Origin of the sequence: Paracoccus sp. (in: a-proteobacteria) (assembly GCF_046289755.1) — a bacterium.
Lineage (GTDB): Bacteria > Pseudomonadota > Alphaproteobacteria > Rhodobacterales > Rhodobacteraceae > Paracoccus.
Genome location: NZ_JBKBVD010000004.1, coordinates 21,549 through 47,516, shown reverse-complemented (window position 1 = coordinate 47,516; position 25,968 = coordinate 21,549). Strand labels below are relative to the sequence as shown.

Annotated in this window: 26 protein-coding genes and 1 other RNA gene; 11 read left to right on the top strand and 16 right to left on the bottom strand. The window is 65.5% G+C overall.

Going from position 1 to position 25,968, the window contains the following annotated elements:
• Positions 1 to 20 precede the first annotated feature (20 nt).
• Positions 21 to 2,438, bottom strand: coding sequence for a penicillin acylase family protein (locus ACK41U_RS02295; protein WP_409675342.1), 2,418 nt, complete (start codon positions 2,436 to 2,438; stop codon positions 21 to 23).
• A gap of 156 nt (positions 2,439 to 2,594) precedes the next feature.
• Between ACK41U_RS02295 and ACK41U_RS02290 the strand changes: the two genes are divergently transcribed.
• Complete coding sequence (locus ACK41U_RS02290; protein ID WP_409675339.1) at positions 2,595 to 3,461, top strand: NAD(P)-dependent oxidoreductase; 867 nt, start codon at positions 2,595 to 2,597, stop codon at positions 3,459 to 3,461.
• Here the strand turns inward: ACK41U_RS02290 and ACK41U_RS02285 are convergent.
• The 6 genes from ACK41U_RS02285 to ssrA all read right to left on the bottom strand — a co-directional run bounded on the left by ACK41U_RS02285 (position 3,458) and on the right by ssrA (position 7,260).
• Positions 3,458 to 3,691 carry a ribbon-helix-helix domain-containing protein gene (locus ACK41U_RS02285; protein ID WP_409675336.1) on the bottom strand — a complete coding sequence of 78 codons (234 nt, stop codon included), beginning with the start codon at positions 3,689 to 3,691 and terminating at the stop codon, positions 3,458 to 3,460. The genes ACK41U_RS02290 and ACK41U_RS02285 overlap by 4 nt on opposite strands.
• On the bottom strand, positions 3,684 to 3,860 hold the full coding sequence (locus ACK41U_RS02280; protein WP_409675333.1) for a DUF4169 family protein: 177 nt from the start codon (positions 3,858 to 3,860) through the stop codon (positions 3,684 to 3,686). The genes ACK41U_RS02285 and ACK41U_RS02280 overlap by 8 nt, the downstream gene beginning before the upstream one ends.
• Positions 3,861 to 3,936: 76 nt before the next feature.
• Positions 3,937 to 5,331 carry a class II fumarate hydratase gene (gene fumC / locus ACK41U_RS02275; protein ID WP_409675330.1) on the bottom strand — a complete coding sequence of 465 codons (1,395 nt, stop codon included), beginning with the start codon at positions 5,329 to 5,331 and terminating at the stop codon, positions 3,937 to 3,939.
• Positions 5,332 to 5,423: 92 nt separating this feature from the next.
• Positions 5,424 to 6,305, bottom strand: coding sequence for a dihydrodipicolinate synthase family protein (locus ACK41U_RS02270; RefSeq protein ID WP_409675327.1), 882 nt, complete (start codon positions 6,303 to 6,305; stop codon positions 5,424 to 5,426).
• Between the two features lie 17 nt (positions 6,306 to 6,322).
• Positions 6,323 to 6,805: an SspB family protein gene (locus ACK41U_RS02265; RefSeq protein WP_409675324.1), complete on the bottom strand. Its 483-nt coding sequence runs from the start codon at positions 6,803 to 6,805 to the stop codon at positions 6,323 to 6,325.
• Between the two features lie 98 nt (positions 6,806 to 6,903).
• Positions 6,904 to 7,260, bottom strand: a transfer-messenger RNA (tmRNA) gene (gene ssrA, locus ACK41U_RS02260).
• Between the two features lie 73 nt (positions 7,261 to 7,333).
• Between ssrA and ACK41U_RS02255 the strand changes: the two genes are divergently transcribed.
• The 3 genes from ACK41U_RS02255 (at position 7,334) to ACK41U_RS02245 (ending at position 8,753) form a co-directional block, all read left to right on the top strand.
• Positions 7,334 to 7,585 (top strand): PepSY domain-containing protein, encoded by a 252-nt coding sequence (locus ACK41U_RS02255; protein ID WP_409675321.1) that lies wholly within the window; start codon positions 7,334 to 7,336, stop codon positions 7,583 to 7,585.
• Positions 7,586 to 7,662: 77 nt separating this feature from the next.
• Positions 7,663 to 8,076: a VOC family protein gene (locus tag ACK41U_RS02250; RefSeq protein WP_409675318.1), complete on the top strand. Its 414-nt coding sequence runs from the start codon at positions 7,663 to 7,665 to the stop codon at positions 8,074 to 8,076.
• Entirely contained in the window at positions 8,073 to 8,753 is a 681-nt protein-coding gene (locus ACK41U_RS02245) for a fumarylacetoacetate hydrolase family protein (protein WP_409675315.1), read from the top strand. The genes ACK41U_RS02250 and ACK41U_RS02245 overlap by 4 nt, the downstream gene beginning before the upstream one ends.
• Positions 8,754 to 8,792: 39 nt before the next feature.
• On the opposite strand, the gene ACK41U_RS02240 is transcribed toward ACK41U_RS02245, so the two are convergent.
• From ACK41U_RS02240 to ectA, 4 genes are read right to left on the bottom strand one after another with little or no spacing between them, the layout of a single operon-like run.
• Positions 8,793 to 10,232, bottom strand: coding sequence for an aspartate kinase (locus tag ACK41U_RS02240; protein WP_409675312.1), 1,440 nt, complete (start codon positions 10,230 to 10,232; stop codon positions 8,793 to 8,795).
• Between the two features lie 3 nt (positions 10,233 to 10,235).
• Positions 10,236 to 10,628, bottom strand: a complete 393-nt coding sequence (locus ACK41U_RS02235) for an ectoine synthase (RefSeq protein ID WP_409675309.1) — start codon at positions 10,626 to 10,628, stop codon at positions 10,236 to 10,238.
• Positions 10,629 to 10,632: 4 nt separating this feature from the next.
• A complete protein-coding gene (gene ectB, locus ACK41U_RS02230; protein ID WP_409675306.1) occupies positions 10,633 to 11,928 on the bottom strand; it encodes a diaminobutyrate--2-oxoglutarate transaminase in 1,296 nt (431 codons plus the stop codon).
• A gap of 56 nt (positions 11,929 to 11,984) precedes the next feature.
• Positions 11,985 to 12,524 (bottom strand): diaminobutyrate acetyltransferase, encoded by a 540-nt coding sequence (gene ectA / locus ACK41U_RS02225; protein ID WP_409675303.1) that lies wholly within the window; start codon positions 12,522 to 12,524, stop codon positions 11,985 to 11,987.
• Positions 12,525 to 12,745: 221 nt separating this feature from the next.
• On the opposite strand from ectA, the gene ACK41U_RS02220 reads away from it, so the two are divergent.
• Positions 12,746 to 13,249: a MarR family winged helix-turn-helix transcriptional regulator gene (locus ACK41U_RS02220; RefSeq protein WP_409675300.1), complete on the top strand. Its 504-nt coding sequence runs from the start codon at positions 12,746 to 12,748 to the stop codon at positions 13,247 to 13,249.
• 46 nt (positions 13,250 to 13,295) lie between these two features.
• Here the strand turns inward: ACK41U_RS02220 and gndA are convergent, their stop codons facing one another.
• From gndA to ACK41U_RS02205, 3 genes are all read right to left on the bottom strand, one after another.
• On the bottom strand, positions 13,296 to 14,696 hold the full coding sequence (gndA, locus tag ACK41U_RS02215; protein WP_409675297.1) for an NADP-dependent phosphogluconate dehydrogenase: 1,401 nt from the start codon (positions 14,694 to 14,696) through the stop codon (positions 13,296 to 13,298).
• Positions 14,697 to 14,819: 123 nt separating this feature from the next.
• Complete coding sequence (locus ACK41U_RS02210) at positions 14,820 to 15,266, bottom strand: PaaI family thioesterase (protein ID WP_409675294.1); 447 nt, start codon at positions 15,264 to 15,266, stop codon at positions 14,820 to 14,822.
• Between the two features lie 245 nt (positions 15,267 to 15,511).
• A complete protein-coding gene (locus tag ACK41U_RS02205) occupies positions 15,512 to 16,276 on the bottom strand; it encodes a helix-turn-helix transcriptional regulator (protein WP_409675291.1) in 765 nt (254 codons plus the stop codon).
• 186 nt (positions 16,277 to 16,462) lie between these two features.
• On the opposite strand from ACK41U_RS02205, the gene ACK41U_RS02200 reads away from it, so the two are divergent.
• On the top strand, positions 16,463 to 17,062 hold the full coding sequence (locus ACK41U_RS02200; protein ID WP_409675288.1) for a (d)CMP kinase: 600 nt from the start codon (positions 16,463 to 16,465) through the stop codon (positions 17,060 to 17,062).
• 107 nt (positions 17,063 to 17,169) lie between these two features.
• Here the strand turns inward: ACK41U_RS02200 and ade are convergent, their stop codons facing one another.
• Positions 17,170 to 18,867, bottom strand: a complete 1,698-nt coding sequence (gene ade / locus ACK41U_RS02195) for an adenine deaminase (protein ID WP_409675285.1) — start codon at positions 18,865 to 18,867, stop codon at positions 17,170 to 17,172.
• A gap of 229 nt (positions 18,868 to 19,096) precedes the next feature.
• Here ade and ACK41U_RS02190 point away from each other — a divergent pair, with 229 nt between their 5' ends.
• The 5 genes from ACK41U_RS02190 (at position 19,097) to ACK41U_RS02170 (ending at position 23,768) form a co-directional block, all read left to right on the top strand.
• Positions 19,097 to 19,930, top strand: coding sequence for a MurR/RpiR family transcriptional regulator (locus ACK41U_RS02190; RefSeq protein ID WP_409675282.1), 834 nt, complete (start codon positions 19,097 to 19,099; stop codon positions 19,928 to 19,930).
• Between the two features lie 196 nt (positions 19,931 to 20,126).
• On the top strand, positions 20,127 to 21,161 hold the full coding sequence (locus ACK41U_RS02185; protein ID WP_409675279.1) for a TRAP transporter substrate-binding protein: 1,035 nt from the start codon (positions 20,127 to 20,129) through the stop codon (positions 21,159 to 21,161).
• A gap of 24 nt (positions 21,162 to 21,185) precedes the next feature.
• Positions 21,186 to 21,740, top strand: a complete 555-nt coding sequence (locus tag ACK41U_RS02180; RefSeq protein ID WP_409675276.1) for a TRAP transporter small permease subunit — start codon at positions 21,186 to 21,188, stop codon at positions 21,738 to 21,740.
• 4 nt (positions 21,741 to 21,744) lie between these two features.
• A complete protein-coding gene (locus ACK41U_RS02175) occupies positions 21,745 to 23,046 on the top strand; it encodes a TRAP transporter large permease (protein ID WP_409675274.1) in 1,302 nt (433 codons plus the stop codon).
• Positions 23,047 to 23,084: 38 nt separating this feature from the next.
• Complete coding sequence (locus ACK41U_RS02170) at positions 23,085 to 23,768, top strand: aspartate/glutamate racemase family protein (RefSeq protein ID WP_409675271.1); 684 nt, start codon at positions 23,085 to 23,087, stop codon at positions 23,766 to 23,768.
• A 34-nt stretch (positions 23,769 to 23,802) separates the two neighbouring features.
• Here the strand turns inward: ACK41U_RS02170 and ACK41U_RS02165 are convergent, their stop codons facing one another.
• Positions 23,803 to 25,932 (bottom strand): hypothetical protein, encoded by a 2,130-nt coding sequence (locus ACK41U_RS02165; RefSeq protein WP_409675268.1) that lies wholly within the window; start codon positions 25,930 to 25,932, stop codon positions 23,803 to 23,805.
• Positions 25,933 to 25,968: the final 36 nt, after the last annotated feature.

The window sequence follows — 25,968 nt, the reverse complement described above, 5'->3', positions numbered from 1 at the left end:
GACCGCTGCAGGCGGCAGGGTCAGTTCAGGGGGATGAGGGTTGTCGTTCCGACCGAGGCCGCGCGGGCCAGTGCCGGGTCGAGCGACATGCCGATATATTCGCCGCGCCGCCACAGCCCGGCCAGATCGTCGTAATGGCGCGACAGCGGGTGGCCGGACTGGCCGGTCGAGATGATGAAGACCGAGCTGTCGGGATCGGCCAGATCGTAGACGCCGCGGAAGCCCGCCCCGCCCGAGGCCTGAAACGGCGCCGTGCCCTGACCGAAGAGGCCGCTGCGCGCCACGGTGAATTCGCCGCCCGAGATCGACTGGGTGATATTGGTGATCCAGCCCAGTGCCGGCAGGCGCCCGAGACCCGGATGGAGGTGGCGCGCCTGATGCAGATCGCCCCAGCGCCAGCTGGCCACATCGGGGCCGAAGCGGTCGGTCAGATCGAGGATCGCGCGGTCCAGCGCCTGACGGGCAATGGTGGTGCAGTCTTCGGTTGCCGCGCTTTGCACGATGTCGCACCAGCGCCCTGCGCCGCCGCGATTGCGGAACACCGAGTCGATGAACGCCGGGTGCAGCTGCGTGATGTCATCGGCCAGCGGGCCCAGCTCGTCCCGGATCAGGCGGTCCTGAAGCGCGGCCATCCATGCGGTGTAGAGCATCGGCTCGGGCAGGTGTTCGTTCATCGCGCCGTCCCATTCGGCCAGCAGGGCCAGCGCGTCCTGTCGCTGACGTTCGGCGGTGCCGGGGGCTGCGGGATCTCCGGTGAACCACAGGTTGGCGCCCACCAGCGGCAACAGGGCGCGGGCCGCCGGGCTGACGGTGTCAAGCTGGGCGGCGATGAAGCTGTCGCGCGAATGGACCTCGCGGTCGTCCAGCAGCCGGATCAGACGGCTGCGGCGCAGGCCGTCGCGGCCCGGCTCTTCTGTCGCCAGCGCCACGCCGCTGTCGGGGGAGGCCGGGCTGTTCGCAAGCGTGGTCACGCCCTGCCATTCGGCCTGCCTCTGCCATCCCGGTGCGGGCAGTGCCCCGCCGGAGGGATGGTCGCCACCACGCTGGGGCAGCGCGCCCGCGATGCTGGTGCTGACCGCGCCCTCGGCGGCCAGCAGGACCGTCAGCGCCGGCGCCACGACGCCGTGCAGGGCGCGCGCAGCCGCGTCCTGATCCGGGGCGCGCATCAGCCCCATCAGCGCCGACATTGTCGTGTCGCGCGGCGACAGGCCGGTCCAGCGCAGCGCCGCGACATGGCCGATGGGGGTCACGTCGCGCAGCCCCGGCTCCAGCCCCGGCACGACGGGGCCATTGCGGCTGTCGCGCAGGGTGATGGTCTGGTCAGTGCCGTCCAGCACCCGGATCACCTCGCGCCGCGTGTCGAAATTCAGCCAGCCGTCGGGACCGAGATAGCGGTCAGGATTGCCGGGCTGGACCTCTTCGATGACAATGTCGGCGTCGTCGATTGCGGCAGGGGTCAGCGCCCAGGCCAGATGCGGATTGCGGCCCGACAGCACCAGCGGCAGGCCGGGGATGGTGGCGCCGACCACGCCGCCGCTGACCAGTTCCAGCCGTGCGAGGTAATAGAGCGAGGGCGCCGTCAGCTTGCCATGCAGGTCGTTGGCCAGCAGCGTGCTGTCGCCGGTGGTGCGCCGGGGGGCGGCGGCGAAGCTGTTGGCGCCAAGACCAAGGCCGGGGCGCAGATAGGACAGCGGATCGCGGATGGCATCGCTGTCCAGATGGCGTTCGGGATTGCCAAAGCGCGCCTCGGGGAACAGGTCGGCATAGCGGGGCAGGTTGGCCGGGATGCCCGCGCGCCGGACCAGCTCGGGGCCATGTTCGGGCCATGCCAGCGACAGGCGCGCGCGCAGGATCTCGTCCTGGGCGGCGGTGGTGGTGCTGGCGGCCAGCAGTTTCAGGATCGCCAGCGAATCGGCGGGCTGCCAGTACGAGATTTCATCGGGGAACAGGAAGAATTCCGGCGCGCCCCGGCCCCTGGCGCCGGAATTCACGATGCCGATCCACTGGTTCACCCCCGCCGCATAGGCCGCCAGCGCCGCGCGGGTGGCCTCGTCCTGTACCTCTAGCGAGGCGCGGGCGTGGCGGTATAGCCCCAGCCTGCGCGCCAGATCATCGGCGGGAAGGGCGCGCGGTCCCTGCACCTCGGCCAGCCGCCCCTGCGCCGCACGCCGCAGCAGCGTCATCTGGAACAGCCGGTCCTGCGCATGGGCAAGGCCCAGGGCAAAGAACACATCCGCATCGCTGGCGCCGAAAATATGGGGGACGTTCTCGGTCGAGCGGACGATCTCGACCGGGGCCGAGATGCCCTCGACCCGGTAGGTGGCGTTGTAATCGGGCAGCGAGCGGACGGCGAAATACCAGGTCAGCACCCCGGCCAGAACCGCCAGCACGATCAGGCCAACGGTCAGCCGCAGCAGCCAGCGAAACATGGTCAGCATGTGGGGCAGATCCTTGGGCTGGTTGGCGGTATGACAGGCGGTAAGGGGGGATTGACCCCGGCGCGCATCGGATGATGCTTAGGCTCCATAAGCCAGCCCGGCGGCCAGTTCAACGCGCGGGGCGCGATTGGCAAATCACGGCAAAAAGGGTGCGACATGGCGAAGACGGCATTTCTGGGGCTGGGGGTGATGGGCTTTCCGATGGCGGGGCATCTGGCGGCGGCAGGCCATGAGGTGGTGGTCTATAACCGCAGCCCGGCCAAGGCCGAAGCCTGGGTTGAAAAGCATGGCGGCCACGCGGCGCCGACCCCGCGCGAGGCGGCGGCAGGCGCGGATTTCGTGATGGCCTGCGTGGGCAATGACGACGACCTGCGGTCTGTCTGTCTGGGCGATGACGGCGCATTCGCGGGCATGGGGCCGGGCGCGGTCTTTGTGGATCACACCACGGTTTCGGCGCGGGTCACGCGCGAACTGGCGGCGGCGGCACAGGCGGGGGGCATCGGCTATGTCGATGCGCCGGTCTCGGGCGGGCAGGCGGGGGCCGAGGGCGGCATCCTGTCGGTGATGTGCGGCGGGGCGCCTGCCGATTATGACCGCGCGGCGCCGGTGATCGACGCCTATGCCCGGATCTGTCGCCGCATGGGCGATGTGGGCGCGGGCCAGATGGCCAAGATGTGCAACCAGATCGCCATTGCCGGGCTGGTGCAGGGCCTGTCCGAATCGCTGGAGTTCGCCGAACGCGCCGGGCTGGACACGGCGCTGCTGGTCGAGGTGATCAGCCAGGGCGCCGCCGGCAGCTGGCAGATGGCCAACCGCCACAAGACCATGGCAGAGGGGCATTTCGAGCATGGTTTTGCCGTGGACTGGATGCGCAAGGATCTGGCGATCTGCCTTGCCACCGCCGAGGAGATCGGCGCCCCGCTGCCGGTCACCGCGCTGGTGGATCAGTTCTACAAGGAGGTGCAGGGCATGGGCGGGGGCCGCTGGGACACCTCGTCGCTGATCGCGCGGCTGCGGCGCTAGGCTTTTTGCGCGCGGTCCAGCACGAACAGGCGCAGCGCCGTGGCCAGCCCCACATCGGGGGGGCGGGCGTGGTCGATCAGCCCGATCAGCGCCGTGCGGGTAACGCCCTGCGCCTGCGCCTCGGCGGCCAGCGCGCGCCAGAACGCATCCTCAAGCGAAACCGAGGTGGCGTGGCCGTCCAGCATGACCGACCGCTTTCGCGGCGTCGCCATCGGCGGCAGCTCAATCATCACGACGATGCGCGTCATGGGCGCGGGCGGCACGGTCGGCCTCGGCCTTGCGGGCCTCGCGCAGAGGGCGGGCCTCGCCGTGGCGGGCGGCATTCGCATCGCCTGCCGCGCGCTTTTCGTCGCGGGCGCGCTGCTTGCGGATCTGGCGCAGGTTGATCGGCTTGGTCATGGCGGGCCTTTGGGGATACGCGAACGGGGCGCGCCAAGCATAGCGCGCCCCGCAGGGATCAGGTCAAGAGGGTGGCTCAGCCCCTGGGGCTGATCATGTCCTCGGGGCGGACGACGCGGTCAAAGGTCTCGCCATCGACAAAGCCAAGCGCGATCGCCTCTTCGCGCAGGGTGGTGCCGTTCTTGTGGGCGGTCTTGGCGACCTTGGTGGCGTTGTCATAGCCGATGGTCGGTGCCAGCGCCGTCACCAGCATCAGCGATTCCTTCATCAGCTTGTCGATCCGCGCGACATTGGCCTGCGTGCCCACCACCATGTTGTCGGTAAAGCTGCTGGCCGCATCGCCCAGAAGCTGCATGGATTGCAGAACATTGTAGGACATCATCGGGTTATAGACGTTCAGCTCGAAATGGCCTTGACTTCCGGCAAAGCCCACGGCGGCGTCGTTGCCCATCACATGCGCACAAACCATGGTCAGCGCCTCGGCCTGCGTCGGGTTGACCTTGCCCGGCATGATCGAGCTGCCCGGCTCGTTTTCCGGCAGGATCAACTCGCCCAGACCCGAGCGGGGGCCAGAGCCCAGCAGCCGCATGTCATTGGCGATCTTGAACAGCGAGCCCGCAACCGTCTTCAGCGCGCCCGAGAACATGACCATCGCGTCATGTGCGGCCAGCGCCTCGAACTTGTTCGGCGCGGTGACAAAGGGCAGATCGGTGATCGCCGCAATCTCGGCGGCAATCGCCGTGTCCCAGCCCTTGCGGGTGTTCAGCCCGGTGCCGACGGCGGTGCCACCCTGCGCCAGCTCGTAGATGTCGGGCAGGCAGGCGCGCACCCGTTCGATCCCCTTGCGGACCTGATGGGCATAGCCGCCGAATTCCTGCCCCAAAGTCAGCGGCGTGGCATCCTGCGTATGGGTGCGGCCGATCTTGATGATGTCCCTGAACTCGGCCGATTTCGCCTCCAGCGCGGCGGCCAGCTTGTCCAGACCCGGCAGCAGCACGTCGCGGGCCAGCATGGCGATGGCGATATGCATCGCGGTCGGGAAGGTGTCGTTCGAGGACTGGCCCATATTGCAGTGATCATTGGGATGGACGGGGGACTTGCTGCCCATCTCGCCGCCCATGATCTCGATCGCGCGGTTGCTGACGACCTCATTGGCGTTCATGTTCGACTGCGTGCCCGAGCCGGTCTGCCAGACGACCAACGGGAAGTTGTCGTCGAAGCGGCCCTGAAACACCTCGGTCGCGGCCTGTTCCATCGCGTCCGCCAGATCGCCCGGCAGATCGCCCGTGGCGCGGTTCACGCGGGCGGCGGCCAGCTTGATGGCCCCCAGGGCGCGGATGATCGGGACGGGCTGGCGTTCCCAGCCGATGGGGAAATTGATGATCGAACGCTGCGTCTGCGCGCCCCAGTATTTCGAGGCATCAACCTCCAGCGGGCCAAAGCTGTCGGTTTCGGTGCGGGTCTTGGTCATCGGGTCGCTCCCTCACGGTTTCGGGAGGGGTTTAGCGGCTGGCGGGCCGGGACGCAATTCGTATGCGATGGCATGCCGTCGCTAACATGGCCTCAGTCGTCCAGCGCGCGGATCGCTGTGCGCAGCAGGGGCAGGGCGTCATCGGGCAGGGGCAGGATCGGGCGCGGCGGCTGCGCCTCGGTCAGGTCCATCAGGCGGGCGGCGGCATGAACGACGCGCAGGCTGCCATAGCGGCGGAACAGGTCCCAGATCGGCTGAAACCGTTGTTCGGTCGCGGCAGTGCCGCGCGCGTCGCCCGCGCTGGCGGCACAAGAGAGGGTCAGCGTGCTGTCGGGCCACAGACCCGCCGCAACGCTGAACCACGTATCGGCCCGGTCCAGCAGCGCCCGCGTGCAGCCCCAGTCGCCGCTATAGCCGATCACGAAACCCTCGGGCAGGATCGGGCGCAGGGCGGCGATTTCGGCGGCGATGTCGCCCGAGGCGGGCAGCGGCATCTTGACCGCCGCCACATTGGGCAGCGCCGCGATCCGGGCCAGCAGCGCCGGGGCAAAGGTGACATGCGTGGTCGAGGGGTTGTTGTAGATGCACAAGGGCAGGTCGCTGGCCCCGGCAACCGTCTGGTAATGGGCGAACAGCTCATCCCCGGTCAGCGGCGTATAGCTGACCGGCGCCAGCAGCAGGCCCTGCGCGCCCGCATCCGCCGCATGCCGGGCCAGCGCGACGCAATCGTCACTGCGCAGCGCGCCGATGCCCACGATCACCGGCACCCGCCCGCCCACGGCATCCAGCGCAATCTCCAGCGCGCGCTTGCGCTGATCGGGGGTCAGATAGGCATAGCCGCCGGTGCTGCCCAGCAAGCCGATCGAATCGACCTGCGCACGGGTCAGCCGGGCCAGAATGCGGCGCAGATCGGCCTCGATCACCTCGCCCGTTGGCGTGGTGGGGGTGATGGGAAAGGCCGACAATCCGCGCATGACGTGCCTGTGCGTGCCTATTTGCGCCAGCGGTCCAGCCTCACGACCTCTCCGCCACCACCGGGGGGCGTGTCGTCGCCATCGCCGTCCCCGGCGTCCAGCTCATAGGCGGCGTCTTCGTCTTCATCCTCGTCGTCATCGCCGTCCTGCGTCTCGAATCGCAGGCCGAATTCGACCGACGGGTCAACGAAGGTGCGCAGCGCGCCAAAGGGGATGCGCATCGGCTCGGGCGAGTTGCCGAAATTCAGCGTGATGGTAAAGCCGTCCTTGTCCACCGTCAGATTGTCGAACCAGTGCTGGATGACGATGGTCATTTCCTCGGGATAGCGTTGACGCAGCCAGTCGGCCATGTCGACGCCGGGATCCTGCGTGTCGAAGGTGATAAAGAAGTGGTGCTCGCCCGGCAGACCCTCGGTCGCGATCTTGCGCAAGACCTCGGCGATCAGCCCCTGCATCGCGCGATGCATCATCCCGCCATAATCTATCCCGGATCGCGCCATGTCATTACCCTATCTGCCTTGGTGGCCAAGCATAGGCATATGGCGGGGGATGAAAAGGGGGGCGCACGGGTTTCGGGCGCTGTTTCAAGAGGGGGGAAGGTGCAGGATTCTGTTGCCAGGCTCCTGCGGGCCCCGCCTTACGCTGCTAGGCGCAAGGGCTTAGTTTTCGATCTCTCGAACTGCTTACGCAGCCAGAGCGACCGGAGCACGGTTGTCATTGGCAACTGTACGTTTTGCACCGATAACGGTAGTAGCTCACCGAGACAAAGCATAACCCCTTTAGACGTTCGTCGATCCTGTTTCGACCCCATTCGCCCCCAATGAAGGGTGTGTTGGTGGAGTCGCCGGGTACCGCCCCCGGGTCCGATCCGCGTATTACGAGCGCGTTTATGTCCATAGTCCGGATTGCTCCGGACAGGCCCAATATAGGGCCGGTGCCGGACTGCCGCAAGGGGCTGCGCGCCGCTGGAACCGTTGACCCGCTGTCAGGGTTGCCCTTGCCGAACGACCGCAATGAAGGAGACGACCATGCGATTGATGTTGCCCCTTGCCGCGATGCTGATGGCCCCTACCGCGCTTTTGGCGCAGGATCGCCCGCCTGCGGATGCCATGCCGCTGTCGCAGATCCTGTCCACGCTGGAACAGGATGTCGGTGCCGATCTGGCCTTTATCGACGAGGTGGATTGGGACGATGACGGTTATTACGAGGTCGAGTATTACACGGCTGATGGCCGCGAGGTGAAAGTGCGTCTGGACCCGACGACCGGTCAGCCACGCTGATGTCCTCGCTATAGGGATGCACACTGTGCAGTGGCGCCCCGCGCGCCGCTGCGCTATTCCCGGAACAGGAGGACGCCATGCGATCACTGTTCCATCTTGCCATTCATGTCACCGACCTCGATGCCGCACGCGCCTTTTATGGCAACGTGCTGGGCTGCGCCGAGGGACGCTCGGCCCCGACATGGGTGGATTTCGACTTTTTCGGGCACCAGCTGTCGCTGCATCTGGGCCAGCCCTTTCCCACCGACCGCACCGGCCATGTCGGCGCGCATCGCGTGCTGATGCCCCATTTCGGCGCTGTCCTGCCGCTGGAGGACTGGCTGGCGCTGGCCGACCGGTTGTCTGCGCATGGCGTCAGCTTCGACATCCCGCCGGTGATCCGTTTCGAGGGCGAGCCGGGCGAGCAGCGGACCATGTTCTTTGCGGACCCCTGCGGCAATCCCATCGAGATCAAAGGCTTTCGCGACTGGCAAGGAGTATTTGCGCAATGAGCGATCTGGTCATTCCTGCCCCCGCCCGGCCTGTGGTTCCGGTTGCAGGCGGCGGGCTGTTCCCCGTGCGCCGTATCTTTTGCGTGGGCCGCAATTACGCCGACCATGCGCGCGAGATGGGCCACGCGCCCGCCGATCCGTTCTTTTTCACCAAGCCCGCCGATGCGCTGCTGACCGGGAACGCGGACATGCCCTATCCGCCCGCCACGGATGATCTGCATTTCGAGGCAGAGCTGGTCGTGGCCCTCTCCGGCGGAGGCCGCGATATTGCGCCCGAGGATGCGCCGGGGCTGATCTGGGGCCATGCGGCGGGGATCGACTTTACCCGCCGCGACCTGCAATCTGCGGCCAAGGACACGGGGCGCCCCTGGGACATGGCCAAGGGGTTTGACCATTCGGCGGCCTGCGGGGCGCTGCATCCGGTCCGCGAAACCGGGCCGATGGCCACGGGTGCGATCACGCTGACGCTGGACGGCGAGACGCGGCAGCAGGGCGATCTGTCGCAGATGATCCTGCCGGTACCGCAGATCATTGCGCATCTGTCGCGGCTGGTGGCACTGGCGCCGGGGGATCTGATCTATACCGGCACGCCCGCAGGGGTCGCGGCCTGCCGCCCCGGTCAGACGCTGCGGGTCGAGATCGCGGGCCTTGGCCCGCTGGTGACGCGCATCGTGTGAAAAAATGCCGGTCCCCGACAGGCGGGAACCGGCTGCACCTTATGCTGCGGCGCGGACGGATGCGGTGGCAGACGCCGCGTCGCCCTCGACCAGCGCCCCATGCAGCGCCTTGATGGCACCGGCCATGGCATCGCGTTCGACGATGAACTGCACATCGACCTGACGCGGGCCCTGACTGGCGCCGATCGCCGACAGCCCGTGATCGGCCAGCGCGTTCAGCCCGCGGCTGAGAACCGCCAGCCCGTCCAGATCGCGGCCCACCGCCGCCACCATCGCCACCGCGCGCGAGGTCACGCTGGCCGAGGGGTACCGCCCGACCAGATCATTCTCGACCCGGCGCAGCACTTTCTTGCTGGCATCGACGTAATGCGTGATCGTGTTGGCGTTCGAGACCTTGGACACGATGCGCACATTGTGCCGCGTCAGCGTGTCGATGATCGCCGCGTCATAGCCTTTGACGCCGACCATATCCTGCTCGAACAGCTCCAGCGCATAGAGATCGAGGCCGGTGACGATCTCGACCGCCGCCCGGTCGGGCGCGCAATCGTCGATCAGCGTGCCCGGATCATGCGGCTCGAAGGCGTTGGTGACGCGCAGGGGCACGCCCGACTGGCGCAGGGTCTTGGCGGCCTTGGGGTGGATCGCCTCCATCCCCAGGTTCGACAGCTGGTCGGCCACGTCGTAATTCGTGCGCCCCAGCTTGCGCACCGCACCGGCGCCCACCAGCCTGGGATCGGCAGAGCTGAGGTGAAATTCCTTGTGGATGATCGCCTCATGCGCGCCGGTCAGCGCCGCCAGCCGCGAGAATGTCACCTCGGAATAGCCGCGGTCGAATTCGCGCATCAGCCCTTCGCGGCATTGCGCATAGCCGGTCACGATGGGCATCTCGGTCTGCGGATCGACGCCGGACATGGCGCCGGTGATGCGGTCGTCCAGGCTGACCTCTTCGGTGTCGCGCCAGCCCGACAGATCGACAAAGCGCGCCTGCACGCCCGCACGTTGCAGCATCAGGGTTGTGACAAAGGCCGAATGCGCCTCGCCCAGACCCGACAGCAATTCGCGCGTGTTCAGCATATGCTCGGACATGCGGAAATGGCCGTAGGAACACAGGCGCTGCAGGTCGATCAGGCAGTTGCGCGCGCCCTCCAGCCGGTCGCGCACAAAGGCATCGGCGCTGTCCAGATCGCCGCGATGGTCCAGCACTTCGGCATGGGCGGCGGTCATGGCGGCGTGCGCGCGGTCCAGCGCGGTCAGCCAGCCGTGATCGCCCTCGCCCCCGGCAAAGGCGGCATAGACGCCAGGCTCGCCGGTCTTCTTGTGCTCCAGCAGCAGATTGGTGATGCCGCCAAAGGCCGAGACGACAAAGACCCGGCCATAGGGTGCTTGGCGGTCGCGGATCAGCAGGCTGTCGCGCAATTCGTGGATGCGCGACATCGTGGTGCCGCCGATCTTTTCAACGGTATGGGTCGCGTCTGCCATGGCTCAGGCCGTCTCGGTTGCGGGGGCGTAGCTGCCGTCTTCGCGGTGCACCTCGGTGCCGGTGACCGGCGGGTTGAAGCAGCAGGCCATGACCAGCGTGTCCTCGGCGCGCAGCACATGCTTGTCGTGCTGGTCCAGCGCATACATCACGCCGGGCACGATCGCATGCGTCTCGCCGGTCGCCAGATCGGTGATCGAGCCCTTTCCCGACATGCAATAGACGCTTTCGAAATGGTGCTTGTAGTGGAACTGGTGCTCTGATCCCGCATTCAGCGTGGTGATGTGGAACGAGAACCCCATCCCGTCATCGGCCAGAAGCATCCGCACCGAGGTCCATTGCTGGTCCGACACGGCGCGGTCGGTGGTTTTCAGGTCGTGGAAATTACGCACAATCATAATGTTACTCCGCTGCAATCTTGGTGGTGGCCAGAACGTCACGGGCGGCATCCAGCAGGATGTCAAAGCCCTTGCCGAACAGATCCACAGGTGTCGTCAGGGGCGCAAGAACCTTGACCACCTGATCCTCATTGCCCGAGGTCTCGATGATCAGGCCCTTCTGGAAGGCCCGCGCGCAGATCGCGCCCGCCAGATCGCCCGAGCCCACATCGACGCCGCGCATCAGCCCACGACCCTTCAGATAGGCGCCGGGGATCAGCGCGGCCAGTTCCGACAGGCGCTTTTCGATCAGCGCGGCCTTGTCGGCCAGCTCGGTCTCGAACGCCTTGTCGGCCCAGAATTTTTCGACCGCGACGCGGGCGGTGACAAACGCATGGGTGTTGCCCCGGAAGGTGCCGTTATGCTCGGCCGGGCCGAACACGTCATGCTGCGGGCGCACCAGCACCAGCGCCATGGGCAGACCAAAGCCCGAGATCGACTTGGCCATCGGCACCAGATCGGGCATCACGCCCATCTCTTCGAACGAGAAGAAGCGCCCGGTCCGGCCACAGCCCGCCTGAATGTCGTCGATGATCAGCAGCGCGCCATGGTCCCTGGCAATCGCCGCCACGCGGCGCACGAAATCGCCCGAGGCTGCGTTCAGCCCGCCCTCGCCCTGCACGGTTTCCAGCATGATCGCGGCGGGCGCGTCGATGCCGCCGGACTTGTCCGACAGCATCTGCTCCAGCAGCGCGGCGCTGTCCACGCCCGCGGCATAGCCCTCATAGGGCAGGCGGGTGACGCCCTGCGTGTCGATGCCCGCGCCGCCCCGGTGATAGCCGTTGCCGGTCGCGGCCAGCGCGCCCATGGTCACGCCGTGAAAGCCATTGGTAAAGGCGATGATATTCGTGCGGCCGGTGACCTTGCGGGCCATCTTCATCGCGGCCTCGACCGCATTGGCGCCGGTCGGGCCGGTGAACATCACCCGGTGGTCCATGCCGCGCGGGGTCAGGATGTGACGCTCGAACGCGTCCAGAAAGCGCGCCTTGGCGTCGGTGTGCAGATCAAGGCCATGCGCGATGCCGTCGTTCGAGATATGCTCGATCAGCGCGGCCTTCATATCGGGGTCATTGTGGCCGTAGTTCAGCGAGGAACATCCGGCCAGAAAGTCGATATGGGCGTCGCCGTCGGCATCGTGCATGACCGATCCGCTTGCGCGGGTAAAGATTGCCGGAATGCTGCGGCAATACGAACGTGCAGCGCTTTCGCGGCGGGTGAAGATGTCGGTGTCGTCGATGGTCTTTGCCATATCCTTGGGCATGATCTGTCCTTTCGCAGCCGGTGGCCGCGTGTCTGTTGCGTTGATGTCCGGTTGTCTCAGGCGGCGCGCAGGCGCGCGGCACGGCGGGGCAGGGGGATCGTGACCATATGTTCGGTCGCGTGGCGCCCGCCAAAGTGATCGGCCCGCGTAAAGTGCGGCCTGGCCTTGATCTCGCCGCCCAGATGGCGCGCGAGGCTGCGGAAGAGGGCCCAGGACGCCTCATTGTCGCGCGTGATGGTGGTTTTCAGGTGCCGTGCCTCTCTGCACGCCTCTCGGCGCACCAGATCCAGCAGCATCCGCCGCCCCAGCCCCAGCCCCCGCGCCTTGGAGCTGACGGCGACCTGCCAGATGAACAGCGCGTCTTCGTTCGGGATCATGTGACCGGAAATCCAGCCGACAATCTCGCCGTCGCGTTCCGCCAGCACACAGGTATCGCTGAAATGCTCGGCCTGGACGAGGTTGCAGTAAAGCGAATTCTCATCCAGCGGCTTGCAGCTTTTGATCAGCGCCCAGATTCCGGGGCCGTCGGTCGGCTCGGGTTTGCGAAGTGTCAGCTGGCGGGCGGGGGGCGCGGTCAGCGGGAGGTCTCTGGGCATAGGGTCCGATTCCTGTTTTGCTTAGGTTGGCTAAATAAACAGACTGTGTTCTGATTTCAACCCTCTTGTCCGGGCAGCAGTTTCCTTGATTTTTTGTTAAATTTTGAGGAAGATGGTTTGCCGGAGGCTGCTCAGGGCAGGATATAATTTAGCTCTACGAAGAAAGTGGGTTTTGTGACGCCGCGATTGATCCCCGGCGCAAAGCGATGGTAAATGACGGGATGACCGATCCTGTACCCGTTGCCCGAACTGACGCCGCCCTGATTGCCATCCGGCGGATTCTGCGCGCGACCGAACAATATGAGCGTGAGCTGGCGCAGGCGGTCGGGCTGACCCCGGCCAAGCTGCGCGTGCTGCAGCTGCTGGCGGGCGAGGCGGGGCGGCAGGCGACGCCGACGCGGCTGGCCAGCCGGATGGGCGTCAGTCAGGCCACGGTGACGGCGCTGGTCGATCAGCTTGAACGGCGCGGTTTCACCATCCGCGAAAGGTCCAGCACCGACCGGCGGCAGCTGCTGGTGATCCTGACCGATGCCGGGGCCGAGGCGCTGGTCAGTGCGCCCGACGCGTTGCAGCAGCATTTTGTCCGGGGCTTTCAGGCCCTGCAGGACTGGGAGCAGGCGATGCTGGTCGCCTCGCTTGAGCGGGCAGCGGCGATGCTGAACGCAGCGGGCATCGACGCCTCGCCGGTGCTGACATTGGGCGAGATCGGGCGCGGCCGCGCCTGATCCCCGAGTGCCTGATCCCTGAGTGCCTGATCCCCGAGTGGCGTCGTCAGCCGCCCTGACCCCATGGGCCATGCGGCGCGTCCTGCCCGTCCAGCCGCTGAAACCCATGCGCACCGAAATAGTCGCGCTGCGCCTGAATGAGGTTGGCGGTGCCGCGCGCGCTGCGCATCATGTCGAACCAGATCAGACCCTGCGCCAGCGCGGGCAGCCCATGGCCTGCGGCAATCCCCGCCGACACCACCTGACGCAGATGCGGCAGGGCGGTTTCGACCAGATCCGCAAAGAACGGCGCCATGACCAGATTGCGCGCCGGGTCCTGGGCCAACGCGTCGGCCATGTCGTTCAGCATGGCCGAGCGGATGATGCAGCCCGCCCGCCAGACCCGCGCGATCTGCGGCAGATCCAGCGTCCAGCCAAAGCGCGCCGAGGCCGCGTCGATCATCGCGAAACCCTGCGCATAGCACAGGATCTTGCCCGCGATCAGCGCCTGTTCCAGCGCGGCACTGTCCAGCGTCACGGGTTGGGGGGCGGCCCCAAAGCGCGCCTCGCCCGCCCGCCGCTCTTCCAGCCGGGCCGAGACGTTGCGCGCCATCACCGCCGCCTCGATCACCGGGATGGGGGCGGCCAGATGCTGCGCCTCGATCGCGGTCCAGCGCCCGGTGCCCTTCTGGCCCGCCTGATCCAGAATCACATCGGGCATCGGCTGGCCGGTCAGCGGATCGCGCGCGGCGGTCACGGCCGCCGAAATCTCGATCAGATAGGATTGCAGCACGCCCCGGTTCCAGCCCGCAAACACCTCTGAAATCGCGCCGGCCTCCTGCCCCATCCCGTCGCGCATCAACCCGTAGACCTCGGCGATCATCTGCATGTCGGCATATTCGATGCCGTTATGGACCATCTTGACGAAATGGCCCGCCCCCGCATCGCCCATGCGCGCCGCGCAGGGGGTGCCGTCATCGGCGCGCGCGGCAATCGCCTCCATGACCGGGGCGATGCGCGCCCAGTCTGCGGCGGTGCCGCCGCCCATGATCGCGGGGCCGTGGCGCGCGCCCTCTTCGCCGCCCGAGACGCCCATGCCCAGAAAGCGGAACGGCAGGCCTGCGGCGCTGCGGCGGTTGGTGTCGCGGAAATCGGCATTGCCCGCGTCGATGACCAGATCATCGGCGTCCAGCAGGGGCGCCAGCGCGTCAAGCTGGTCATCCACCGCCGCGCCCGCCGGGACCATCAGGATGATGGCGCGGGGCCGTGCGATGGCGGCGACCAGATCGGCAAGGCTTTCGGTCGGGATGATGCGATCGGCCAGCGTGCCCGCCCCGGCGTGAAAGCCGCGCGTCACCGTTGTCGTGCGGTTCCAGACGGCGATGGGGCACGCCTTTTCGGCAATGTTCAGCGCCAGCGCCGCGCCCATCGTGCCCAATCCGATCAACCCGATCTGTGCCTGTGCCATGCGCTTCCTCTTGCCTCGTGACTATTGCCCGGACCGTTTACGCCAGCGCCGTGGTGCTGTCACGACCCCGACTGATCCATGGCCCGGCTGATCCACGGCCCGGCTGACCCATGGCCCGGCGGATCAACGGCTCGCCTGATCAGGCACGCGGATCAGGGTTTGCAGCCCGGTGGCGACATGCCGGCGCGACCGGGCGGTCACGCCCCAGACATCAAGCTGGCAGATCGTCAATGTGCGCCCCGGTTTGACGACGCGGCCCTGCGCCTCCAGCCAGTCGCCCTGCGCAGGGTTCAGCAGGTTCAGCTTGAACTCCGTCGTCAGCACGTTGAAGCCGGGCGGAAACAGGGAAAAGGCCGCATAGCCGCCCGCGCTGTCGGCGATGGCTGCGGTGCCGCCCGCATGGAAATAGCCGTGCTGCTGCGTCAGCTCGGGCCGGAAGGGCAGGCGCAGCGTGACCATACCGGGTTCGGCGGCCATCAGTTCGGCGCCCAGATGCGCCATCAGCCCCTGCGCGGAAAAGCTGGCGGCCAGGCGGGCATAGGTGTCGGGGTCCAGTGGCAGTCCGGTCATGCGGCCCTCGTGGTGAACCTGTCCATGCCAGTTTCCCGATCTGCGGCGCAAAGGAAAGGAGAATGCGGAACGCGAAACTGCCGGCAGCAAGCGCATGCCGGCAGTCCCCCGGACCAATGGTCCGACCGCCCCTCGGCCCGGCAACACGACGGCATCGGAGCGGGTTCCTGGCACTTTCGTGCCACCTCTCACGGAACAGTTCAGGTGTGGCGGATCAGTCCCGTGCAGGAAAAGTCCGGGAACCCTTACCCAAAGGGGTTTTCCTTGCCGTCCTGCGGAAACAGTTCATGCGCGAGATGGGCCTTGAGGATGGCCTGCGAGGTGGTCTGCACGCCGAGTGCCTCGCGCGCGAGCCGCATGTGCTTTTCGACCGTCGCGGGTGTGACGCCGATGATCGTGGCGATCTCGCCCACCGTCTTGCCCGCCGAGCGCCATTCCAGCACCTCGCGCTGACGGCTGGTCAGGCGGGGCTGCGCGGTGCAGAGCGGCATGGTTGCAAGGCGCATATGCATGACCCAACAGAGCGTCCGGACCTCGCGCCCGGATTTGTGCCACAGTTCGGCCACGTCCTGATGGGTCGCACCCAGCCACGGGTTCACCACCACCACGCCGATGCTGCGCAGCACCTTGTCGCGCAGGCTGAGAAACTGCGCCGCCTCCAGCCCGATCTCCCGGATGGCCTGCACCTCGCGCGGCTGATTGTCCGGGTCCGGGCAGAGCAGTTGGAACAGTGCCTCGGACGAGATGTCGCCGCTGTGCCCGCTGACCCATTGCGCCCAGATCGGCGGCTCGCCGCCGCGCGCGATGCGGACATGTTCGACCAGTTCCGGGGGCACGTTGGAGATGACCATCGTGTGATCACGGGTCAACGAGCTGGGCAGATCCAGCATGAAGCGCGCGGCGTAAAGGGCATTGGCAAAGCCGAATGCGGTCGTTGCGTCAAAAAAGGCGGCGCGGATCTGATCGACGTTCTTGGCGTCCAGCAGGCGTTCCAGAAAATGTGTCAGCATCAAAACTCGTGGGGTGATAAAAATAAACTGTAACCATTGGTAAACGCACTGCTCGCATTGCCAAGCGCAATCTGCCGAACCGTCCCGTCGCGGCGCAAAACTGCGGATCGCGATGCTGGACCTTATGGTGCAGGATATGCGAAGGATTGCGGATGTGATCTTGTTCGAGTGAAGAACGCTGCTGCCATGCCATTCACCATTGCCATCGACGGACCTGCGGCTTCGGGCAAGGGAACGATTGCCCGCGCGATTGCAGGGTATTTCGGCTTTCCGCATCTGGATACAGGGCTTTTGTATCGTGCGACCGGCGCAAAGGGGGGCGACCCGGTGCTGGCGGCCCGTGGGCTGACGCCCGAGGATCTGGCGCGCGGCGATCTGCGCAGCGCCGAGGCCGGGCAGGCCGCCAGCCGCGTCGCGGCCATCCCCGAGGTGCGGGCCGAACTGGTCGAATATCAACGACGCTTTGCCGCACAGGAGCCGGGCGCCGTGCTGGACGGGCGCGACATCGGCACGGTGATCTGTCCCGATGCCGTGCTGAAGCTGTATGTCGTCGCCTCGGATGAGGTGCGCGCGGCGCGGCGGGCCGCCGAACTGGGCGCCGATGCGGCCGAGATGCTGGCGCAATTGCGCGACCGGGACAGGCGCGACAGTGAACGTGCGGCTGCGCCGCTGCGGCCTGCGCCTGATGCCGTGGTTCTGGACACGAGCGCATTGAGCATGGAGGACGCGGTGGCGCAGGCGATTGCCGCGGTCGAGCGGGTCCGTGTGGGTTCAGCCACCGGGTGAGGGGCAGGGAGGGGGCTGCCGCCCCCTCTTGGCCTGCGGCCAATTCACCCCTGCGGATATTTTCATGAAGAAGAATTTTCAGGGGCAGGCTGTCAGGGGGCAGGCGGTTAGGGGGCGATGATTTCGAACCGGGTCACGTCGACCATGCCGCGATCGGTGATTTTCAGCGCCGGGATCACCGGCAGCGCCAGAAAGGCCAGCTGCAGGAAGGGTTCCTCCAGCGTGGTGCCGAGGGTGCGGGCGGCGGCGCGCAGGTCTGACAGGTCATCGCGGACGGTCTCGAAGGGCCGGAGGCTCATCAACCCCGCCACCGGCAGGGCGAGTTCGGCGAGGATTTCGCCGTTGCGGGCGACGACGAAGCCGCCCTCGATCTGCGACAGGCGGTTGGCGGCCAGCGCCATGTCGTCGTAGTCCATGCCCACGACGGCGATATTGTGGTGGTCGTGGCAGACGGTCGAGGCGATGGCGCCCGATGTCAGGCCAAAGCCGCGCACGAAGCCGGTGGCGATATTGCCGTTCTTGCCGTGTCGTTCGATGACCGCGATGCGGGTCAGGTCGCGGGCAGGGTCGGGGCGCTTGTCGCCATCGGCGGGCGGGATGTCGATGGTCAGATGTTCGGTGATGATCTTGCCTTCGAGGATCCCGATCACAGGGGTTTCGCGGCGGTTGCCCGAGCAGCGGAAATCACGCGCGCTGAGCTTTGGCGCACGGACGGAAGCGCGGCCCGGCGCAGGGATCTGGGGGCGTGCGGCAAAGGCCGCATCATCCGCGAGGCGGCCTCCGGTCAGGACCAGCTGCGCGTGACAGCCCTCGAGGCTGTCCAGCGCCACGATGTCGGCGCGCAGCCCCGGTGCGATCAGCCCGCGATCCCTCAGCCCGAAGGCCTCGGCCGCCGACAGCGAGGCGGCGCGATAGGCGGCCAGTGGCGGGGTGCCAAGCGCGATCAGACGGCGGATCATATAGTCCAGATGGCCGTGTTCGGCGATGTCCAGCGGGTTGCGGTCGTCGGTGCACAGGCACAGATAGGGGCTGGTCGCCTCGGTCAGGATCGGCTGCAGGGCGTCCAGGTCCTTGCTGACCGAGCCTTCGCGGATCAGCACCCGCATGCCGCGGCGCAGTTTTTCCAGTGCCTCGTCCGCCGTGGTCGCCTCGTGTTCGGTGCGGATGCCGGCGGCGATATAGGCGTTCAGGTCGCGGCCCGACAGTTGCGGGCAATGGCCGTCGATATGGCCGCCCGCAAACAGGCGCAGCTTGGCCATGGCGGCGGGGTCGCGGTGGATCACGCCGGGATAGTTCATGAACTCGGCCAGTCCGATGGCCGAGGGGTGGCCCATGACCGTTTGCAGATCGGTGGCTTCGATTCGCGCCCCCGAGGTTTCCATCTCGGTCGAGGGCACGCAGGAGGACAGCTGCACCCGCAGATCCATCAGCAGATGTTCAGAGGCCTGCTGAAAATAGCGGATTCCGTCCAGCCCGATGACATTCGCGATTTCGTGCGGGTCGCAGATGGCCGTGGTGATGCCGCGCGGCGTCACGCAGCGGTCGAATTCGAAGGGCGTGACGAGGCTGCTTTCGACATGCAGATGCGTGTCGATGAAGCCCGGCACCAGCGTCAGCCCGGTCACGTCGAGGATGCGGGCGCCCTCGTATGCGGCGCCGATGCCCACGATCCGGTCGCCGCAGATGGCCACGTCGCCGGGGATCATGGTGCCGGTGATCAGATCGAACACCCGCCCGCCGCGCAGGATCAGATCAGCGGGCGCGTCTCCCCGCGCCTGTGCGATGCGGCGTTCCAGATCGTCCATGCGGTTCTCCTGTCTCATCGGACCACAGAAACCCGATTGGCGGCGCGGCGTCCAGAGCGGCGCGCCGAAACGAGGCCGGTTGTGGCTGGTCCCGGCGCGGGGACGCGTTCGTTCAGGCCGCAGGCTGGACAGGGCAGGCCGTTTCGACGCCGGGCTTCGTGATGATTGGTGATGACCCTGCGCCCGCGATATGCGAATGTCGTGAAAACGATGTTTCACGGATGGCGCCATGGAGCGTAGAAAATCGCTGCTGTCACGGGTCAGGGCCTCGCTGAACGATCTGCACCCGGCCGAGCGCAAACTGGCCTTGTTGCTGTGCGATTTTCCCGGCGAGCTGGCCAGCTATTCGGCGCGCGAACTGGCGGCGCTGGCGGGGGTGTCGAACGCCACGGTCACACGTTTTGTCCGGCGGCTGGGATATGACAGCTATGAGGAAGCCCGCCGCCATGCCCGCGCCGAAAGCGAGACCGGATCCCGGCTTTACCTGTCGCCTGCGCCCGATCAGAGCATCTCGGCCCCGCAGCATGTCGAACAGAGCGTTCTGAACATTCAGCGCACGATGGCCGTCATTGACCCGGCGGCGGTCGATGAGGTCGCGCGTTCGATCGTGGGCGCCCGCAAGGTCTGGGTGATCGGCTTCCGCGCCAGCCACCCCTTTGCCAGCTATCTTCAGTGGCAGCTGACCCAGATCACGGAATCCATTGTGGCGATTCCCAATGCGGGGCAGACATTGGGCGAGCATCTGGTCGATGTGCGGCCCGAGGATTGCGTCATCTTCTTTGGCCTGCGCAGGCGCGTTGCCATGACCGAGCAGATCCTGACCGAGGTGGAGGCCCGCGGCGCCCCGGTCCTGTTCGTGACCGATGAGGGGGCGCCCGTGCGGACCAGCGCTGCCTGGCATTTCCGCTGCCAGACCGGGGCTGCGGGACCGCTATTCGATCATTCCGCCGTGATGGTGCTGTGCCACCTGATCGCAAGCCGCGCGATCGAGATGGCGCAGGCGGACGGCCGCGACCGGCTACGCCGCATCGAAATGCTGAACGACGCCCTGTCAGAGCTGTGACCTGCTGAAGATTGCGGCGGCCTGCCGCAATCGAGGGCGATTGCCGCCCCGGACTGCGCATCGCGCATCGTGAAACGATATTTTTATGGACCTGCGATCCATGGAAATATATTTTCACATTAACCGGCAGCGTCAGATGGTGACCCATGCCCGGACAGATAAGCGCCACATTCACCCCTTCAGGAAGGACCACACCATGATCCGCACATTTCTCGGCTGCACCACCGCCGCGCTGATGATCGCCTCCGCCGTTCAGGCCGACCCGTTTTCGCTGCGCATCCTTGGACAACCCGTTGGCTCGGGGCTGATCCAGCAGGAAAAGGAACAGCCCTTCTTCGAGACGCTGGCCGACAGCACCGGCCTTGAGGTCAGCGTCGAATATCTGCCGGTCGATGTGGCCGGAATTCCCGACACCGACGGGTTGCGCGTTCTGCGCTCGGGGCTGTTCGACATCGTGTCGATCCGCGGCCCGCAGGTCAGCCGCGACGAGCCGACGGTGCTGGGCCTCGATCTGGTCGGGCTGAACTCGTCCTTCGAGGCCGGACGCGCGCATACCGACGCCTTTCTGGCGACCGTCGATGCGCGGATGCAGGAAAATTTCAACGCCAGGCTGATCGGCGTCTGGCCCGCCGGGCCGCAGGTGATTTTCTGCAAGCCCGAGGTGACCGGATTGTCCGACCTGCGCGGCCTCAAGGTGCGTGTGGGCGACCAGTCGGCGGCGAATTTCGTGGCCGGTCTGGGCGCCACCGGCGTGCCGATGCCCTTTGGTGAGACGCAACCGGCGCTGAGCCGTGGCGTGGTGGATTGCGCCATCACCGGCCCGTCCTCGGCCAATTCCGGCGGCTGGCCCGAGGCCACCACGACGGTTCTGCCGATCGCCCTGCAACTGGCGATCAATGGCTATGCGATCAATCTGGACAAGTGGAATGCCCTGACGCCCGAGCAGCAACAGACGCTGGAGTCGGCGGTAACGGATCATGTCGATGCGATCTGGGCCTTTTCGGAAGAGCTGTATGACGACGCGATGCGCTGCAATACCGGGGAAAGCCCCTGCGAGCGGGGCACATCCTATAACCTGACCGTCGCGCCGGTGACCGAGGCCGATCTGGATCTGGTCAAGAACGCGCTGACGGAAACCTCGCTGCCGGTCTGGGCGCAGCAATGCAACGCCGTGAACCCGACCTGCGAGGCCGACTGGCGCGCAAGCATCGGCACGCAACTGGGCCTCTGATCGCAACAGAAAGCGGGAACAGTCATGAAACGTTTCTCACGCATCAGTGCCACGGCGTTCGGCGCGATGATGCTGTTGCTGTCAGCCGTCATCGCGGTTGAAACCGTGGTGCGAAAGCTGTTCTCGGTTTCGCTTGGCGGGGTCGATGAAATCTCGGGCTATGCGATTGCCATCGGCGCACCGCTGGCCTTCACCGTGGCGCTGGTCGAGCAGTCGCATATCCGCATCAACCTGCTGCACATGAAGATGCCGCCGCAGGTGCAGGCGGTGCTGAACCTGATCGCGGCGCTGTTGCTGGCGGCGCTGGCGGTGTTTCTGCTGGTCTTCACCTTCCGCACGGTGGGCGAGACGCGGCTTTATGGGTCCATCGCGCAGACCCCCTGGGCCACCCCGCTCGTTTGGCCGCAAACCGTCTGGCTGATCGCGATGTCGGTCTTTGCAGCGGCCTCGGTCTGGATGGCGATGAGGGCGCTGTGGCTGGGTGTCCGCGGCGACTGGCACGGGCTGAACCGCGGGTTCGCGCCGGATTCGGTCGAGGATGAGTTGCGGGCGGAACTTGACGATCTGGAACGGAGATAGACCGATGATGAGCATAACGACGATTGCCGTGGGCTTTGCCATCATGCTGGCGCTGATGTTTCTCAGCATGCCCGTCGCGGTGTCCATTCTGGCGGTGGGCGGTGTGGGCGGCTATCTGGCCTATGGCATGCCGCTGGTCGAGACCATGGGCGGCGTGGTCTGGGGCACGCTGAACACGTCCTATATGACGGCGATCCCGCTGTTCATGCTGCTGGGCGAATTGCTGCTGCGCGGCGGGGTCGCCGACAAGATGTATGATGCGCTGGCCGTCTGGCTGGGGCGTCTGCCGGGCGGGCTGCTGCACACCAATATCGGCACCTGCGCGCTGTTCTCGGCCACCTCGGGGTCATCGGTGGCGACGGCGGCCACGGTCGGCACCATTGCGCTGCCCGCGCTGAAAGAGCGTAACTATCCGGTGCGGCCCGCGCTTGGCACCATCGCGGCGGGCGGCACCCTTGGCATCATGATCCCGCCAAGCGTCAACCTGCTGGTCTATGGCTCGCTGGCCAATGTCTCGGTGGGTCAGCTGTTCGTTGCCGGCCTGATCCCCGGCCTCGCGCTGACGGCGCTGTTCTCGCTCTATGTGACGGTGGCTTACGGTCGCGCCGGGGATCACGATGCCGGCGCGGACATCCCGATGGAGGTCAAGCTGCGGCTTCTCAGGCACCTCATTCCGCCGCTGGTCATCTTCGGTATCGTGATGGGTTCGATCTATGCCGGGATTGCGACGCCCACCGAATCGGCCGCTCTGGGCGTGATGGCGGCCCTGTTCTTTGTCTGGAAGGGCGGGCAACTGAGCCGGGACATGCTGGAAAACTGTTTCATCCAGTCGGCGCGCACGACCGGGATGGTGGTTCTGGTGCTGGTCTGCGCGCTGTTGCTGAACGTGACGCTGTCGATGACGGGCGGGACGCAGGCGGTCACGCGATGGGTGTCGTCGCTGGGGCTGAACCAGTTCACACTGCTGCTGCTGCTGATCGTCTTCTATGTCATCCTCGGCATGTTCATGGATGCCATGTCGATGCTGGTGCTGACCGTGCCGATCGCGGTGCCGATGGTGGCGGTGCTGGGGGTCGATCCGCTGTGGTTCGGCATCTTCGTCGTGGTCATGTGCGAGATCGCGTTGATCACACCACCGATGGGGATGAACCTGTTTGTGGTGCAGGGCGTGCGCAAGGGCGGCGGCAGCTTTTCCGACGTGATCTGGGGCACTTTCCCCTTCGTGCTGATCATGATCGCCTTTGCCATCCTGCTGATCCTGTTGCCCGACATCGCCCTGTGGCTGCCGCGGAGCATGTCGGGATGAGGCCCGCCCGCATATCAAAGGGGGCCGCAGGCGAACGCTTGCGGCTTCTTGTCATCAACCCGAACAGCAACCCCGCGATCACGGCGCAGATCCGCGATCTGGCTGACCGCGTTCTGGGGGAGGGGGCCGAGGCGGAGGTGACAGGTCTGCCCGCCGCACCGTTTGCCATCCAGTCGCCCGCCGACCGCGCCATCGCGGAACCGCTGGCCATCGCCCGGATCGAGGCGGGCGTGGCACAGGGCTTTGACGCGGCGGTCCTGGCCTGTTTTGACGACATGGCCATTTCCGCACGGGGCCGCCTGCCGATCCCGATCATCGACGCGGTCGATGCCAGCCTGACCCTCGCGCGCACCTGCGCGCGCCGCTTTGCCATCGTCACAACCTTTGACGCGGCGGTCCCGCGCATACGCACCCTGATTTCGCGCCATGGGCTGGGCCGCGTCTGCACCGTCCGCGCGGCGGGCATCGGCGTCAGCGCGACCGCACAGCTGGCGCCCCGGACGCTGGCGCGGCTGCGCGACGCGGTCGGTGCCGCGATCCGTGACGACGGGGCAGAGGCCGTCATTCTGGGATCCGGCGCGCTGGCGGGCCGCGCCCCGGTGCTGGCCAGAGGTTTCAATGTCCCGGTTTTCGACAGTATCGAAGCGGCGATTCGCCTCGCGGCGATAAGCGCCTCGATTTCACGGCAGTGCCGCAGCAGCCTGTCGGGTCTGCCGGTCTGAAAAGCTGTTGCGCCTTGGGGGGTGCAGTGGCCGGCTAATGGAATCGCGCCGTGGTTTCATTGCCCGGGCCGGGTCGCTCATCGCGATCTGCGAAGGATACAGCAGATCCGGAACTGAGCATGGACGACGCAAGTTTTAACAACACCGTTCCGTCCTGAATGTCCTCGGGCTCCAGCAAGGCGACACGGCCAAAGCTCCACTCGGACCGGGTGTTGAACAAAGAGACTTTTGCGACCGAAATTCCGGGAATGATTTTTGCTATTCTCTCGGCAAGCATCTTGACGCAATTGGTGCTGCCCTGATCGAGGATGATATTATCGCTGAAATCGACACCAGCCGCTATGCCGTCGACGATGGTCACATCGCAGCGCATGGATGGCGGAACCGGGTCCAGGGCGAAATGATCAACGTTCCATTTGTTCCCCAGAAAGGAGATCTGATTTTTCTTTGATATAAGTTTTCGTTTCCGTCCATGAACAAAATAGGCGGCGCCACCCAAAGATGACAGGAAATCTTCTGCCTGCTGTATATCATTACGCTTGAATCGCCTGGGACCGGGAATGACCGATATGCCATGCGCTGTCAGCAATGCGCTGATCGTGGCTTTGTGGCGGGTCCGGCAAAGCGCTCGGGCTACCTCACCATTTATCACGTTCGGAATATAAATCTTTCGCCCGGATCGCGATGCAAAGAACCCCTTCTTGTGCGGTTCGATGTCAAAGCCGTGCGCAATGAAGGCATCCGTCCATGAGGAAATCCCATCTGCCGAGAGGTATGCAATTCGTATATCAGGCGCAGCCTCTTTTCCGACTTCGGCCAGCTGTGCCCGCAAGAACGCAGACGGCGAATCGAATGCAGGACCGTACATCGGATACATCACACCGCCATATTCGGCACGCGAGTTGACTTCGCAGAGCGAGACGTTGTGTCCATCATCCCCTTTGGACAAATCCCTGATCAGCAGATCGACACCGCAATATCGTTCCAGCTTGAATGCTCTGGCCGCGTTTTCCGCGAAAGCCAGAACGCCGGGATCAAGCATTTGCGTCACGACGATGCTGTCTCCGCCCGACGACAGGTTCGCATTCCCGCGCAGCAGCACAAGCTCGTCAGCCAATGGGACCGACTGAAGGGTCAATCGCTGAGTTTTCAGAAACCTTTGTGCAACCTCATCAATCACAATCGGGGCATTGCGAAGCCGAGGGTTTTCCTGCCGCAGATCGTTCTTTTTCGTGACCAGCGCCTCGACCGAGGATTTGCCGTCGCCGACAATATTTGCCGGAACGCGCATCATGGCCACCTCGGCTCGGCCGGCAAAGACAAGAACTCTGAGATCGACAGAGGCGATGAACTCTTCGATCAGGATTGACGCATGCGGCTGAACCGCTTTTGCCACATGCCATCCCTGAATGATATCGTCGTAGCTGCGCAGATCGACACTGATTCCTTCGCCATGACTGCCGATACTGGGCTTGATGACAGCGCTGTCCCATGATGACCTGCAAAAGCGTCTGATCGCTTCACCGGGTGTATTGGCGCGATAGGTTTGCGGTGTGACAATGGCTTTCCCCTGGCACAGTATTTTTGTCAGCTCCTTGTCATCTGAAACATGGGTTGCGGACATTCCGATATGACTGGATCGGGTCGCCAGGCTTGCAACGTTGGTCTCTGACCTGGCTGAACTGAAGATGTGAACGACGGGAAAGACGCCTTCGCTGGAAAAAAGTGCGCAATCCAGTTTTTTTGCGGAATTCGCCAGGCTAAATCCTGCACCTGCTGTGTTCTGAAACGTGTTTTCCGTCTTCAAGACCGGTAGAAGATATTCCATGGCCGATGAAAGTTTATTATAGATTTCGTTCTCTGATTTAGCTCGGGCAGGTGGTTCCAATGGGCCTGTGCTGAAACAGGCCGTTGCCCGATCCCCGCTGTGATCCGTCTCATTTGTTTCTGCAAAGCCATGAATTCCGGTCGCGCAGGGCAGGTCGAAAAAGGCGGCTACGGCCTCGTCGATGGCTCTCGCGTCACCAGACAGCGTGACCCCCTTCTGATCGGGTGCGTTGCCAAAAAAGCTCGCCCTAATCTGCAAGGCAACGGCGATCTCGTGCCAGTGTGTTGCAAAAATAGTCTGATCAAAATCGCCCGTCGCCAGAAAACTGCGTCGCATAGCCGCTCCTCTCCGCTGCAGGTTTTCCTACTTGTT